Origin of the sequence: uncultured Nitratireductor sp. (assembly GCF_913053745.1) — a bacterium.
Lineage (GTDB): Bacteria > Pseudomonadota > Alphaproteobacteria > Rhizobiales > Rhizobiaceae > Nitratireductor.
Window position 1 is genome coordinate 1 of record NZ_CAJXGF010000120.1, and the last position, 13897, is coordinate 13897.

The 13897-nt window shown below is 60.8% G+C and carries 12 protein-coding genes; 5 read left to right on the forward strand and 7 right to left on the reverse strand.

The window, feature by feature from the left end; translation table 11 throughout:
• Positions 1-190 precede the first annotated feature (190 nt).
• From QZ638_RS17360 to QZ638_RS17375, 4 genes are all read left to right on the forward strand, one after another.
• Positions 191-1132 (forward strand): AEC family transporter, encoded by a 942-nt coding sequence (locus tag QZ638_RS17360; RefSeq protein WP_295813110.1) that lies wholly within the window; start codon positions 191-193, stop codon positions 1130-1132.
• Between the two features lie 69 nt (positions 1133-1201).
• On the forward strand, positions 1202-2659 hold the full coding sequence (locus QZ638_RS17365) for an NAD-dependent succinate-semialdehyde dehydrogenase (protein ID WP_295813112.1): 1458 nt from the start codon (positions 1202-1204) through the stop codon (positions 2657-2659).
• Between the two features lie 139 nt (positions 2660-2798).
• The gene (locus tag QZ638_RS17370) at positions 2799-3254 is read left to right on the forward strand and encodes a FixH family protein (protein WP_295813114.1); all 456 of its coding nucleotides are present in this window, start codon (positions 2799-2801) and stop codon (positions 3252-3254) included.
• A gap of 2 nt (positions 3255-3256) precedes the next feature.
• Positions 3257-4483, forward strand: a complete 1227-nt coding sequence (locus tag QZ638_RS17375; protein ID WP_295813116.1) for a cytochrome c peroxidase — start codon at positions 3257-3259, stop codon at positions 4481-4483.
• On the opposite strand, the gene QZ638_RS17380 is transcribed toward QZ638_RS17375, so the two are convergent.
• A complete protein-coding gene (locus tag QZ638_RS17380) occupies positions 4470-4922 on the reverse strand; it encodes an Lrp/AsnC ligand binding domain-containing protein (RefSeq protein ID WP_295813118.1) in 453 nt (150 codons plus the stop codon). The two genes, QZ638_RS17375 and QZ638_RS17380, sit on opposite strands and share 14 nt — an antisense overlap.
• Positions 4923-5083: 161 nt before the next feature.
• Here QZ638_RS17380 and putA point away from each other — a divergent pair, with 161 nt between their 5' ends.
• Positions 5084-8698 carry a bifunctional proline dehydrogenase/L-glutamate gamma-semialdehyde dehydrogenase PutA gene (putA, locus tag QZ638_RS17385; protein ID WP_295813120.1) on the forward strand — a complete coding sequence of 1205 codons (3615 nt, stop codon included), beginning with the start codon at positions 5084-5086 and terminating at the stop codon, positions 8696-8698.
• 73 nt (positions 8699-8771) lie between these two features.
• Here the strand turns inward: putA and QZ638_RS17390 are convergent, their stop codons facing one another.
• The 6 genes from QZ638_RS17390 to QZ638_RS17415 all read right to left on the reverse strand — a co-directional run bounded on the left by QZ638_RS17390 (position 8772) and on the right by QZ638_RS17415 (position 13670).
• Entirely contained in the window at positions 8772-9614 is an 843-nt protein-coding gene (locus QZ638_RS17390; protein WP_295813122.1) for a TonB family protein, read from the reverse strand.
• Between the two features lie 74 nt (positions 9615-9688).
• Positions 9689-10099, reverse strand: a complete 411-nt coding sequence (locus QZ638_RS17395; RefSeq protein ID WP_295813123.1) for a biopolymer transporter ExbD — start codon at positions 10097-10099, stop codon at positions 9689-9691.
• A gap of 5 nt (positions 10100-10104) precedes the next feature.
• The gene (locus tag QZ638_RS17400; protein ID WP_295813125.1) at positions 10105-10494 is read right to left on the reverse strand and encodes a biopolymer transporter ExbD; all 390 of its coding nucleotides are present in this window, start codon (positions 10492-10494) and stop codon (positions 10105-10107) included.
• Positions 10484-11191, reverse strand: coding sequence for a MotA/TolQ/ExbB proton channel family protein (locus QZ638_RS17405; protein ID WP_295813126.1), 708 nt, complete (start codon positions 11189-11191; stop codon positions 10484-10486). Before QZ638_RS17405 ends, QZ638_RS17400 begins: the two co-directional genes overlap by 11 nt.
• Positions 11192-11227: 36 nt before the next feature.
• Complete coding sequence (locus QZ638_RS17410; protein ID WP_295813129.1) at positions 11228-11692, reverse strand: hypothetical protein; 465 nt, start codon at positions 11690-11692, stop codon at positions 11228-11230.
• Between the two features lies 1 nt (position 11693).
• Positions 11694-13670: a TonB-dependent receptor gene (locus QZ638_RS17415; RefSeq protein ID WP_295813131.1), complete on the reverse strand. Its 1977-nt coding sequence runs from the start codon at positions 13668-13670 to the stop codon at positions 11694-11696.
• Positions 13671-13897 lie beyond the last annotated feature (227 nt).

Sequence of the window (13897 nt, forward strand, 5' to 3'; positions counted from 1 at the left end):
TTGCCTGCGCCGGAAAGATGTTGAAAAGAAATGTGATGGCAACGAGCACGCGAAGCATACGGCAATCCTCAAATTATTCTTCCTAGCATATAGGCAAGGATGCGCTCCTTGAAAGACGATGTTGCAACCGTCTGTGCATTCACACGCTTGATGGTTTCCCTCGGCAACCGTTTGCGGCTAAACAGGCCCCATGTCGCCGCTTGTCGAAACCGTCTCCTTCGTTTTTGGTCTTGTCGCGTTCGGTTATGTGGCCGGCTGGAGCGGTTTGTTGAAACCGCAGACGGGCGATGCGTTGAGCGAATTCGCGGTGACCGTGGCGGTCCCGCTCCTGCTTTTCCGGACCATGGCGGGCGCGGCTTTCGGCGAAAGCCTGCCATGGGCGCTTTGGATCACCTATTTCAGCGCCGTCGCCGTGGCGTGGGGGGTGGGACATTTCGTCATTGTTCATCTGTTCGGGCGCGATGCGCGCGCCGGTGTGGTGGCCGGCCTGTCGACCAGCTTCTCCAACCTGGTGCTGCTCGGCATCCCGTTCATGCTCGGTGTCTACGGACAACAGGGTTTCGAGGTCCTGTCGCTGATCGTATCGATCCATTTGCCGATCATGATGGGGATGTCGATCCTTCTGTTCGCGCTGGTGGGGCGCAAGGGCGGAAGCGCGATCGCGATCATACGCGAGTTCCTGAGCAAGCTTTTTTCCAATCCATTGATCGTCGGCATCGTCGCCGGTCTTGTGTGGCGTTTTTCAGGGCTTGAAATGCCGGCGCTCGGCACGCGTTTCGTGGATGCGCTGGCCAATGTCGCCGGCCCGGTCGCGCTGTTTGCCATGGGACTTGGTCTGCGCAAGTTCGGCATATCGGGAGACGTGCGTCCGGCAATCGTCATCGCGGGGCTGAAACTTTTCCTGATGCCCGCCGTTGCCCTTGGTGTCGCGCTGGCTATCGGACTTCCGGTCTTCAGCGCGCAGATCGCGGTTGCCGCAGCAGGATTGCCCTCCGGCGTCAATCCCTATCTGATCGCGTCGCGCTTCGGCACCGGACAGGCGCTCGCTTCCAACGCGATGACGATTGCGACGCTGTTGGCGGTGTTTTCGACCGCGTTCTGGCTGTCCGTGCTTCACTGGACCTATCAATAGGGCCAGATAGCCCCTAGCCGATGTGTTGCGAAACACTACGGTGCCGCGAAAACAGAGGAGAAGACGCAGATGCTTCAGAAGACCAGTCACTTCATGCGCCAGGCCAATTTCATAGATGGAGCCTGGGTCGACGCGGATTCGGGGCAGACCGTGGATGTCGTCAATCCCGCCAACGGCCAGAAAATCGGCACCGTGCCACGCTCCGGCGCAGCCGAAACCCGCCGTGCCATCGAAGCCGCCGAAACCGCCTTCCAGTCCTGGAAGAAGACATCCGCCGATCACCGGGCCAAGCTTCTGCGCAAGCTCCACGATGCAATCATGGACAATCAGGATGCGCTCGCCGAACTCCTGGTGATGGAGCAGGGCAAGTCGTTCGCCGAAGCCAAGGGCGAGGTCGGCATGTCGGCAGCCTATATTCTGTGGTATGCGGAAGAGGGTCGACGGGTCTATGGCGACGTGGTGCCGTCGCCCTGGGCGGATCGTCGCATTCTCGTGACAAAAGAGCCTGTCGGCGTCATCGGCGCGATCACACCGTGGAATTTCCCATCCTCGATGCTGGCGCGCAAGATCGGCCCCGCGTTGGCCTCGGGTTGCACGGCAGTGGCCAAACCGGCGTCGCAGACACCGTATTCCGGTCTTGCCTGGGGTGTTTTGTGCGAGGAAGCCGGTTTTCCAAAGGGTGTGGTGAACATCGTCACGGGGTCTGCTTCCGAGATCGTCGACGCGCTTTGCGAAAATCCGCTCGTGCGCAAGATCACGTTCACCGGCTCCACCGAGATCGGCAAACTCCTGATCCAGAAGACGGCGGGAACGGTGAAGAAGGTGTCGATGGAGTTGGGGGGCAATGCGCCGTTCCTCGTTTTCGACGATGCGGACCTGGACCGGGCAGTGGAAGGGGCCATGGCGGCGAAATACCGCAACTCCGGACAAACCTGCGTTTGCACCAATCGCTTTTTCGTGCAGGCGGGCATCTACGACAAATTCGTGGAGAAGCTCTCGGCCGCAGCCGAAAAACTGAAGGTGGGCTCCGGCCTTGAAGAAGGAACTCAGCAGGGTCCGTTGATCGACGAGAAAGCGGTCGAGAAGGTGGAGGAACTTATTTCCGACGCCACGGAAAAAGGCGGCAAGGTGACGGCCGGCGGCGCCCGACACGCGCTGGGCGGTTCGTTCTTCCAGCCAACCGTGATCTCCAATGCCACGCCGGACATGCGCTTCATGCAGGAAGAGATTTTCGGTCCCGTCGCGCCGGTCTTCCGCTTCGACACGGAAGAGGAAGCGGTAAAGCTTGCAAACGACACGGCGTTCGGCCTGGCGTGCTATTTCTACACCGGCGAACTGGGCCGTGCCTTCCGCGTGATGGAGGGGCTGAAATACGGTCTCATCGGCGTCAACGAAGGCATCATCACGACGGTCGAAGCGCCGTTCGGCGGCCTGAAGGAATCAGGCATGGGGAAGGAAGGCGGCCATCAGGGCATCGAAGATTACCTCGATACCAAATATGTTTGTATCGGTGGACTTGGCCTCTAATCCAGCACACTGAAACGACACTGGAAACCGGCGTCATGGCGCCGGTTTTTCTTTGGCCCCTTCGACTGCGACAGAGTTGCTATGGAACCGGAGGGGGGCAGTGGGTTAAGTAAGGCATCTGAAGAGTCGGAGGGACGAAATGCCGCCACAGCGCGCAAACGGGAACAGTCGCATCATGCTTGCGGGCCTGGGATTGCTGGTGGCCGCCATTGCGGTCTATGCGGCTTTCCAACTGTTTTCACCGCCGCCCTCGGAGGTCGATGTCGCCTACAACACGGTGAGCGGCGAGGGGTTTTACCAGGTTATGTTCGAGACCGAGGCACAGCCCGTCCCGGTGAACGAAACGCATGAATGGGTGTTGACCGTAACCACCCCCGACGGCGCGCCGGTCACCGATGCAGAAATCTCGATCGATGGCGGTATGCCGGATCACGGGCATGGCCTGCCCACGGAACCGCGAACGACCGAGAACCTTGGCGAAGGGCGCTACCGTGTAGAAGGCATGCGCTTCAATATGGGCGGGCATTGGGAAATCCGCATCGGCATCGATGCCGAACCCGGTCTGGACGAAGCGGTCTTCAATCTGGATCTTTAAACATGCCGGTGGCGCGCCCTTTTCTCGCAATTGGCGCGCTGGCGGGGTTTCTGGCGCTGTCCGCTTGCGATCCCGCGCCGCTGAGCGCGGATGAAAAGGCCAAGATCGCCTCCCTGGTGATCGACGAGCTCGCGGCCCTACCGGCGGCACCTGCCAATCTTTATGCGGACAATCCGCAGGCAGTCGCCTTCGGCAAGCTTCTTTTCTTCGATCAGGGCCTAAGCGGCGATGGACATATATCCTGCGCCACTTGCCATATGCCCGACCGGCAATTTCAGGACGGTTTGCCGCGTGGCGTCGGGGTGGCGCAAACAGACCGGCGCACCATGCCGCTTGCCGGCGTCGGATGGAATGTCTGGCAGTTCTGGGACGGACGACGCGACAGTCTCTGGGCGCAAGCGCTCGTACCGCTCGAAGACCGCCGCGAGCATGCCGGCAATCGCACCGCCTACGCTCACTTTATCTCCGCCAACCATTCCAAGGCCTATGAAGCGGTTTTCGGCCCATTGCCTGAGCTTGAGCGAATGCCGAGCGATGCCAGCCCGTTGGGTGGTGCTGCGGAGCGCGCGGCATGGACGACGATGTCCGTGGCCGAGCGGGATGCGGTGAACCGGGTCTTTGCCAATATCGGTAAGGCGATCGCCGCTTTCGAGCGAACGCTTGAGCCAGGCGAAACCCGTTTCGACCGATTTGCGCGGGCGATTGCGGCCGGCGAGGCGCCGACGGGCGATGCGGCCTTTAGCGATTTGGAACTGGAGGGGCTCAGGCTCTTTATCGGCAAGGCCAACTGTCTGGAATGTCACAACGGACCGCGTTTCACCGACGATCATTTCCATAACACCGGCGTGCCGCCCATGGCCGCAGATGAATTGGACCGAGGACGCGCCGTTGGTATTGGCGAGGTGCTGGCCGACCCTTTCAATTGTCTGGAAACCTACAGCGATGCGCAACCGGGAGCGTGCACGGCGTTGCGCTTCATGAAGCGTGACACGGCGGTGATGGAGCGCGCCTACAAAACGCCTTCGTTGCGCGGCGTGGCGCAACGTTCACCTTACATGCATGCCGGGCAAATCGCTTCGCTGGACGATGTGATCGATCACTATAGCACTGCGCCGGACGCTGTCGCGGGCCAGTCTGAAATTCGGGGCGTGATCTTCACCGATCGTGGGCGCAAGGCGCTGATCGCATTCCTGAAGACTCTCGATGCGGAAGGCCCTAACGATCCTTGACGGTTTCCATCGTCACGAATGTCGACGTGCGCGCCACATGGGGCAGGGCGGAGATTCGCTCTCCCAAAACCTTCCGGTAGCTGGAAATATCGCGCGTGCGAACCTTGAGGAGATAGTCGAAACCGGCCGCCGTCATGTGACACTGCTCGATCTCCGGAACGGCCAGAACCGCTTTGTTGAAGGCGGCCAATGCGGATGAACGTGTGTCCTCGAGTTCGACCTGTACGAAAGCGATGTGACCCTCGCCGATACGCGCACGGTCGATGATCGCGGAATAGCCGCGTATATAGCCCTCTTTCTCCAGCCGCCGCAGCCGCGCCTGAACCGGTGTCTTGGAAAGGCCGACGCGGCGCGCAAGCTCGGCTATGGAGAGGCGGCCATCCTTGGTCAACGCGTCCAGGATATTCCGGTCTATGCGGTCCACACGTTCTGTCTGCATGCTGAAATAGTCCCCGTGAGGTTGATTTGCAAAAGAAAGTTAGTCGATCTGGACTGTGATGCGCAAGCAATCAGCCCGATTGGCTGTTTGCGCTGTGCTATGATCGGTTCAATTGCGGTGTTGGGAGCGCTGCGAAATTCATACCAGTGTTCGAGGACGATATGCAGAACAAAGCGCCGGAAACCTTGCGAGAGGAAATGCGGGCGAACTATCTGGCCGACGAGGCGGAGGCCGTGCAGCGCCTGATCAAGCTGGCGGACATATCGCCGGAGGAGCGGCGGAAAATCTCGGACGAAGCAGCCGATCTCGTTCGCGCGGTGCGCTCGTCGAGCGATATGCACCTGATGGAGGCGTTTCTTTCCGAATATGGATTGTCCACGCAGGAGGGCGTGGCGTTGATGTGTCTCGCCGAGGCTTTGTTGCGCGTGCCCGATGCGGAGACGATGGACGACCTGATCCGCGACAAGATCGCGCCCCATGACTGGTCGGCCCATTCGGGCGAATCCGCGTCGATCTTCGTCAACGCCTCTACCTGGGCGCTGATGCTGACCGGCCGGGTGCTCGACGATGAGGGCGACGGGGTTGAGGCGACTTTGCGGGGGTTGGTGCGCCGCATGGGCGAGCCGGTGATCCGCAGGGCCGTGTCGCGGGCCATGCGCGAGATGGGTGAACAATTCGTGCTGGGGCGCACCATCGACGAAGCGATGAAGCGCGGCAAGGCGATGCAGGAGAAGGGCTACACCTATTCCTACGACATGCTGGGCGAGGCGGCCCGTACGGAAGCCGACGCATTGCGCTATCATAAGGCTTACGCCGATGCCATCTCCGCTTTGAAGCGGCATTCCAACCAGGATGACATTCGCGCCAATCCCGGCATTTCGGTAAAACTGTCCGCACTTCATCCCCGTTATGAGGCGACGCAGAAGGCCCATATGCTGCCGGTCATGATCGAGCGACTGAAAAGCCTCGCATCGGCGGCGCGCGATGCGCGCATGGGGCTCAATATCGACGCCGAGGAGGCTGACAGACTGGATCTGTCGCTCGATGTGATCGAGGCGGTGCTGGCTGAACCGGAGCTGGCCGGCTGGGACGGGTTCGGTGTGGTGGTGCAGGCCTATGGGCCACGCGCGCCCTTCGTTCTTGACTGGCTCCACGATCTCGCCGAACGCCTCGACCGGCGCATTATGGTGCGTCTGGTGAAAGGCGCTTATTGGGATACGGAGATCAAACGGGCACAAGTGATGGGGCTCGACGGTTTTCCGGTCTACACCCGCAAGGTGAACACGGATGCGAGCTATATCGCCTGCGCGCGCAAATTGCTCGATATGACCGACCGCATCTATCCGCAATTCGCCACCCACAACGCCCATACGGCGGCGGCGATCCTGTCCATGGCGGCCGACAGGGACGCGTTCGAGTTTCAGCGCCTGCATGGCATGGGGGAAGCGCTGCATGAGACCGTGCGCAAGCGCGAGGGTACGCGTTGCCGCATTTATGCGCCGGTCGGTGCGCATCAGGATCTGCTGGCCTATCTGGTTCGACGGCTTCTGGAGAACGGCGCGAACTCCTCTTTCGTACATCAGATCGTCGACACCGAGGTGAGTGCCGAGGAAATCGCGGCCGACCCGTTCGCCGCGATCGAGGCTGAAGCTCAGGCGGCCAACCCGGCCATCGCTCGCCCGTCCGAGATTTTCGGCGCCAGCAGGGAGAACGCGAAGGGATGGGATGTCACCGATCCCGTGACCCTGACGGCGCTTGACGAGGCGCGCGAACCCTTCGTGCAACCACATCAATGGAGCGCGCAATCGATCACCCGCGCCAAGGGGAATGGCCAGGCGCGGACGGTGGTCAATCCGGCGCGGCTTTCCGAGACAGTGGGCACGGTGCGCGACGCATCGCAGAAACAGGCTCAGGAGGCGGTGGGCGTTGCGCTCGAAGCACAGCCTGCCTGGGCGGGCACGCCGGTTGCGGAACGCGGCGAGATTTTGCGCCGCATTGCCGATCTCTACGAGACGCATGCGGCCGAGCTCTTCGCGCTGGCCACCCGCGAAGCCGGGAAATCGCTTGCCGATGGCATTGCCGAAGTGCGCGAGGCGGTCGATTTCCTGCGCTACTACGCCCGCGAGGCGCGGCAAGTGGAAAAGGATACGGATGCGCGCGGCGTCATCGTGTGCATTTCGCCCTGGAACTTTCCGCTGGCCATCTTTACCGGCCAGATTGCCGCCGGGCTGGTGACAGGCAATGCCGTGATCGCCAAGCCAGCCGAACAGACGTCGCTGATTGCGGCACGCGCGGTGGCGATGATGCACGAGGCCGGCGTTCCTGCCGACGCGTTGCAGCTTTTGATCGGCGACGGCCCGACAGTGGGCGGCCCCCTGACCGCCGATCCGAGAATCGCGGGCGTGTGTTTTACCGGTTCCACCGAGGTGGCGCGTCTTATCGAACGGCAACTTGCCGACAATGCCGGTCCCGATGCGATGCTGATCGCCGAAACCGGCGGGCTCAATGCGATGATCGTCGATTCCACGGCGTTGCCCGAGCAGGCCGTGCGCGACATCGTGGCCTCCGCCTTTCAAAGCGCCGGCCAGCGCTGCTCGGCCTTGCGCATGCTCTATGTGCAGAGCGATGTGGAAGATCGCATCCTGAAGATGCTCAAGGGGGCGATGCAGGCGCTCAGCATCGGCGATCCATGGGACGTTTCCACGGATGTCGGTCCCGTCATCGATGACGAGGCGTTCGAGACGATCAGCGCCTACACGCAGAAAATGTCGGGCAAAGGCCGGCAGATCGCAGCGCTCGATGTGCCGAATGGCGGACGTTACGTGGCGCCCGCGGCCTTCAAGGTTTCGGGCATCAGCGAACTCGAGCGCGAAATCTTTGGGCCGATCCTGCATGTGGCGACGTTCGACGCGGAGACGATCGATGAGGTCATTTCCGATGTGAACGCAAAAGGTTACGGCCTGACCTTCGGGCTTCACACGCGCATCGATGCACGCGCCCAGCACGTGGTGGACCGCGCTCATGCCGGCAATATCTATGTGAACCGCAACCAGATCGGGGCCGTGGTGGGGTCGCAGCCTTTTGGCGGTGAAGGGCTTTCGGGCACCGGTCCCAAGGCCGGTGGGCCGCACTATCTGCGGCGGTTTCGGCGCAGTCGGGCGGACACCGGGGGAACACCGTCGGGCACGATGCATTCAGCGGATGCATTGGCGGTGATGATGCCGGCGGTGGACAAGAAATGGCTGGCACGGGGCGACCGGCTTTCGGCGCTACGCAAGCTTTTGCGCGGAAGAGCAGGAGAGGCCATTGCCGCAGCGGCTGCGCTCGATCAGGGACCGGTCGATCTGCCGGGACCAACGGGGGAGGCGAACAGTTTGATGCTGATACCGCGTGGTCGGGCCCTGTGCCTCGGTGCGGATGAAGAGACGCTCATCGCGCAGGTGGTGCAGGCGCTCGCCACCGGTAACGCGGTTCTGGCCGTTCATCCCGATGCACGGCGAATCGTGAAACCGCTTCTCGGGCAGGGGCTGCCGCTGGAGGCGGCCGATGGCGCGGTGGCGGTGCAGGCGCTTGGCGCTTTGAAAATGGATGTCGTTGCGGCCTGCGGTGCGCGGGAATGGCTGAAAGAGCTGCGCAGCGCGCTGGCACAGCGTGAAGGCGCAATCGTGCCGCTGGTCTGCGAGCCGATTTATCCGGCGGCCTTCGTGCACGAACGCGCCATCTGTGTCGACACCACGGCTGCGGGCGGCAATGCGAGCCTGCTCGCTTCGGTCTAGAACAGGACGAAGTGCAGGCGGTAGCCGCTGTTGTTCTTGCGTTCGCGCCTGCACATTCTTTGCGGAACCAGCCTCAGCGCCTAAAGGCAAGAGGGACAGTGAAGCCCCAGCTCGACCGACCCGCGCCATCAGGGATTCTGGGGAAGGGGGCTGCGCGCCGCACAGTGTCGAGGGCGGCCTTGTCCAAGACGTTCGACCCGGAACTGCGGACGATACGAATGCCGCTCACCGATCCGTTTCGGGCGATCGTGAAACGCACGCGAACCTCGCCTTTCAACCGTTGACGCTTTGCCGCGCTTGGATAACGCAGCGAGCGCCGCAGCTTGGAAACCACCTTGCCGGGATAGTTGGAAACGCGTGCATTTCCACTTTTCGAGGCGCGGGCAACCTGACGTCCCTTGGATGCCTTGCCGTCGTTGCGTTGGCCTGCGGTCCCACGGCGCGCGTCCTGCCTGTCCCGGCCCTTTGAACCCGCATTCCGTTTCTTCGGTGGAGCGGCCTTGGCCGTCCGGGCGGGCTTTTTCTTCTGAACTTTCGGTTTGGGCGGCGGCGTGTAGGCAGGACGGGGCGTGGGAACCGGTACATCCGCGAGTGCCGTTACCACCTGTGCGTTCTCGACCGGTTCGACAGCTTCTTCCGCAGTTTCCGTTTCGGCATTTTCGACCACGGGTTGCTCGGCTTCGACCACCGGCGCAGGAACATTCTCCGTGACCGTTTCGATCGGTGTGGCGGTTGCCGTATCGACCTGGGTATCGGGTGTCACCTCGCTCACGGCCTCGGGCTGAACCGGTTCGGTTTGCGGCTCAATTTCCTCTGTCGTTTCGCCAGCCGCCACCATGTCGGCAAAGGCGTTGCCCGCGATGGCGATCTCCGTGGCTCCGCCACCGGCGATTTCCACCGGGGCAGGGCGGCTCATCACGAACGCCGCCGCGCCCGCGTGTATACTTAAAGAGACGGCCAGCGCGGCCGACCATTTCCAGGCTCGTATCCTCATTCTGCCGCACGTTCCGTGATGATGCTGATTTTGCTGGCGCCGGCCGCCTTGAGGGCGCCCACGATGTCGACCAGTTTTGCCGCAGGCAGGTCGCGGTCCGCTGCGACCTTGACCTCAAGCTCTTTTGCAGCGGTTTCTCCGAGCGTTTCGGTACGGGCAATCATAAAATTCCGCGCATCCGTGGTCGCTCCCCGAAGCCGCAATTCGCCTTCCTCGGTAACAAACAATGCGTTTGGAGGCTCGGACGGATTGGCCTCGACGGTGGATATCAGGCTGACGTCGTTGTCGAGCGGTGGTGTCAGCGTGCCGGCAACGAGAAAGAAGATCAGCATCAGGAAGACGATGTTGATCAGCGCGATCGTGCTTTCTCGCTGACGTGTCTGTGTGGGACGGGCAAGGCGCAACATTGAAATTACCTCGCGACGGAAAGGTTGAGTTGAGTGGTGCGGCGAATGCGTTCCACCGCGGCAACCAATTGTTGGGACGTGAGCTCACCACGCACCAGAAGAACAGCGGTCTGGGCACCCGTTTCCCGCAAGCGAGCGAGCTCTGCAATGGCGGCATCCTCAGCAAGTGTCTGACCGTTTATGCGCCAGCCCGCCGGATCGTCCACGCGGATAAGCACGTCCGGTGGCGCACCGCCGGCGGATGCAGACGCGGGTCCGCCCGAAATCTCGACCCGGGCGAAGCGTGTGAAGGTCGAGGAAAGCATGAAGAAGAGCAGCAGCAGGAAGATCACATCGATCAACGATGTGAGCGAAAGAGGCTTCCTTTTCCTGACTGCAACCGCATCAATGCGCATAGCTGTCACCCGTTACGAGCCGGGGCGTTCCGTTGTCGGCCGGTGCCGCCTGTTCCTCCGCCGTTTCCAGCGCGGCATGCGAAAGAACGGTTGCGGTCATGGTCTCGATGGCAACGCGCTCGTTCTCGATGCGCGTCTCGAACCAAGTGAGAAGAAGAGAAACCGGCATGGCAACGGCGAGGCCACAGGCGGTGGTCAGAAGGGCCACCCAGATGCCGCCGGCGAGAATGGACGGATCCACGGAGTTTCCGGCTTCCTGAAGTCTCTGGAAAGCTTCGATCATGCCGAGGACCGTGCCGAACAGGCCGAGCAACGGCGCGACCTGGGCGATGGCGTCGAGCGCGCGAAAGCCGCGCTGCAAATCGTGCAGACGGCCAAGCGCAACGCGGCTGACTTCATCCTCCACGGCACCTTTGTCGGCTTTCGCGGCGGAAAGCCGCATTGTGGTCGCGAGCGTTTCCTCCAGCGGCGACCGCCCGTTGGCGAGTATCGACCGGGCGTCGCTCTGATTGCGATGAAACCACGCATGGAGCGCCCGGTTGGAGCGCCCGTGCCGGCCGACGCGCTCGCGCTGAAACTGGAAAAATTTCAGCAGGATCAGCGCCAGTGCGAAGACCGAAAGAACCAGCAGTATCGCAACGACCGGACCGCCGAGCCTGAGAAATGAGCCTATGGAAGTGATGACGCCGTCGAACATTGTGGGTATTCCTGTGGGGTTCTTCGTTTCTGGAGGTTATTTGCCGAAGGTGACTGAGCCGCGACTCGTCGCCTCAAGGCGGGCAATGCAATCGCCCGGTTCAATACCATCCCCCTCGCAGGCGGAGGCATCGTTGATCAGGACGCGACCGATCGCATCGCAATCCGCATCCGCAAGGTCGAAACGGCGCACCTTGGTTTTCTCGTTCGGCAGTTCCTGAAAATCGAGCACCAAAAGCCGGTCGACGAGACCTTCCTTATCGAAGAGCGCAATCTCGTAAGCGGCTTTGGCAACATCCTTGCCGAGTGCATTTTCGACCACGAAGGCGATGCGGCAGCCGTTCTCGCTCTTCTGAAGCGCGTTGAGTTCAAGCTTGATGGTGCCGCCGGTCTCCGCGTCTTGGGCCGCGCCCGGCAGCGTCATCGCAATGATGCCCGCCAGCGCCAGCGCAACACGGCCAGCAATCGCCGTGCGAGAAAGGGAAGGTAATTGTGACGGCATCTTATCCTCCAAAGCGCATGGTTGCGCCGAGTTTTACGGTTAGTCCGGGTTGTGCATGGACGCCATCGGAGACGTCGACAATCGGCAGGACGTATCGCTTGTCGAACAGATTGTCGACGCGGAGATCAAACCGAAGATTTTCATTGGGCTGATAGTTCGCATAAAGATTCACCAACGTATAGTCTTCGGCGAAGGCCGATCCGCTGGGAGCCTTGTTGAACTGCACCTCGCCACCGAGTGTCAGGCGACGCTCGAGAAAACGCATGCCGCCGTCCAGCGTGACGCTTGCCGCGGGAATGGTTGTCAGATCCGACGTAACGCCGTCCCGGTCTGTCTGGTGGCCGTCAATGATGGAAACGCCGAGTCCGGCGAAATAACGGCCCGCATCATAGCGGCTTTCAAGTTCGAAACCCTGGATTTCCGCGGCGTAGAGGTTTTGGTATTGGGCGCACATGGTGTGGCCGAGGCTCGCGCATTCGCTTCCCGGGAATGCAGGGAAAGTCGGAATCGTAATGTAATCCTTGATGTCGTTGTGAAAGTAAGCCGCTTTGAGCCGCAGCGTGTCCTCCGGATTGAAAAGTCCATCGGCGGTATAGTTGACACCAGCCTCCCAAGTCTTGCCGGTTTCCGGCTTGAGATCCGGATTTGGCAGGAAGGCAAAGCTGAATCCGGGGAAGGAATGCCCGCCGGTGATGTAGGCTTCGGACGTGTTCGGCGCGCGATAGCCCTCCGAATAGGAACCGTAGACCTGGAGACCGGAGAGAACACCTTCCTTGAACGGAGAGACACCGACGCTCAGCCGCGGAGAGAAGCGGTCTCCCGAGTTTTTGCTGGTCGCTTCCAACTCGTAGGAATCGTAGCGCAGCCCGGCAACGATCTCGAGCCAGTCATAAGTGAGCTTGTCCTGAACGTATGCACCCCAGACCTGGCGCGTTCCGACCGGATTGTATGTGTCTGCACCCCCGGATGCCGCCCTCGATGTGAAATCGTCATAGACCCAATCGCCGCCGACCGTCAGTTCATGGGCGATCATGCCGGTTTCGAAATAAGAGGAGTTCCAGATGTCGAAGCTGCTCGTGCGCAAATCGTAACCGGACCCGACGCCGGAATCCCACTGACTCAAATCAAGCTCGTTCACCGCACCCTTGATGTTGAGGTTGATCCATTTTTCTTCTGCGTCAGAAATCTTGAACTCGCCGGTGAACGTGTCGCTGTCGAGCCGATAGTCTCGCGTGGCCGTTGACGACCATTCGTCGCGAGAACCTGTCCAACCGAGTGTCAATTCGCTGTGTTCGGTCGGCTTGAACGTGCCCTTGATATGGCCGCTCAGAACGTCGAAACCGGAATTCTCTACGCGTGTGCCGCCGCCGTCTTTGTAGTCCCCATAGTCCCGCCAAACGACGTTGCCGAGAATGGAAGCGGCCTCATTGAACCGAAATGCGCCGATGGCGCTTGTGGTCCAGCCGGAACCATTCGATTCGTAGCGGCCGGTAAGCGACAGCGCGTAATTTTCATCCTCGCGGAGAAAATCATCGGGCTTCTTGGTTTCGAAATAGACCACGCCACCGATCGCACCGGAGCCGAACGTGTTGGCGCTTGGGCCGCGGATGACATCCACTTGCTCTACCAGTTGTGGATCGAGCCAGAACATACGCGACACCTCATGACCGGCCTTGTGAAAATTCTGACGCGCGCCATCGACAATGACCGACACGCGACCGGCATCCTGAAGACCACGGATATTGATGTTGCTGACCGCCGGGCGCCCGTCCGAATAAACCTTGATTCCAGGAACGCCGAAGAAAATGTCGTTGGCATTGGTCGCCATGCGGCGTTCAAGTTCTTCGCCGCTGATCTGGCTCACGGAGGCCAGCGTATCGAGTGCGCTTTCGCCTGTCCGGCTCACCACCGTGATGCGATCGAGAAGCGTCACATTGCCTGAAACTTCAGACACAAGGATCGGCGCTTCCTGTGCCATGGCGTTTATCGACAGAACCAATGCCGCAATTGAAGTTCCACAAAGCAAACCAAGGTTTGTGCGCCGCGCATATTTTCGCATCCCCGCGATTCTCCCGCAATCAGATAGACAAATGTATCGACTGGCGCTGGCTTGCCGATTATTATCCGGCTAAGAAATTTATCTTGATAATTTCAGTCCGGTATTGCGGTGGCTATAAAATATGATAAAGAAAGTCAAGAAAGCGA

Coding starts and splice junctions, on each gene's coding strand:
- QZ638_RS17360 (WP_295813110.1), top strand. CDS start 191: ATGTCGCCGCTTGTCGAAACCGTCTCCTTCGTTTTTGGTCTTGTCGCG.
- QZ638_RS17365 (WP_295813112.1), top strand. CDS start 1,202: ATGCTTCAGAAGACCAGTCACTTCATGCGCCAGGCCAATTTCATAGAT.
- QZ638_RS17370 (WP_295813114.1), top strand. CDS start 2,799: ATGCCGCCACAGCGCGCAAACGGGAACAGTCGCATCATGCTTGCGGGC.
- QZ638_RS17375 (WP_295813116.1), top strand. CDS start 3,257: ATGCCGGTGGCGCGCCCTTTTCTCGCAATTGGCGCGCTGGCGGGGTTT.
- QZ638_RS17380 (WP_295813118.1), bottom strand. CDS start 4,922: ATGCAGACAGAACGTGTGGACCGCATAGACCGGAATATCCTGGACGCG.
- putA (WP_295813120.1), top strand. CDS start 5,084: ATGCAGAACAAAGCGCCGGAAACCTTGCGAGAGGAAATGCGGGCGAAC.
- QZ638_RS17390 (WP_295813122.1), bottom strand. CDS start 9,614: ATGAGCCGCCCTGCCCCGGTGGAAATCGCCGGTGGCGGAGCCACGGAG.
- QZ638_RS17395 (WP_295813123.1), bottom strand. CDS start 10,099: ATGTTGCGCCTTGCCCGTCCCACACAGACACGTCAGCGAGAAAGCACG.
- QZ638_RS17400 (WP_295813125.1), bottom strand. CDS start 10,494: ATGCGCATTGATGCGGTTGCAGTCAGGAAAAGGAAGCCTCTTTCGCTC.
- QZ638_RS17405 (WP_295813126.1), bottom strand. CDS start 11,191: ATGTTCGACGGCGTCATCACTTCCATAGGCTCATTTCTCAGGCTCGGC.
- QZ638_RS17410 (WP_295813129.1), bottom strand. CDS start 11,692: ATGCCGTCACAATTACCTTCCCTTTCTCGCACGGCGATTGCTGGCCGT.
- QZ638_RS17415 (WP_295813131.1), bottom strand. CDS start 13,670: ATGGCACAGGAAGCGCCGATCCTTGTGTCTGAAGTTTCAGGCAATGTG.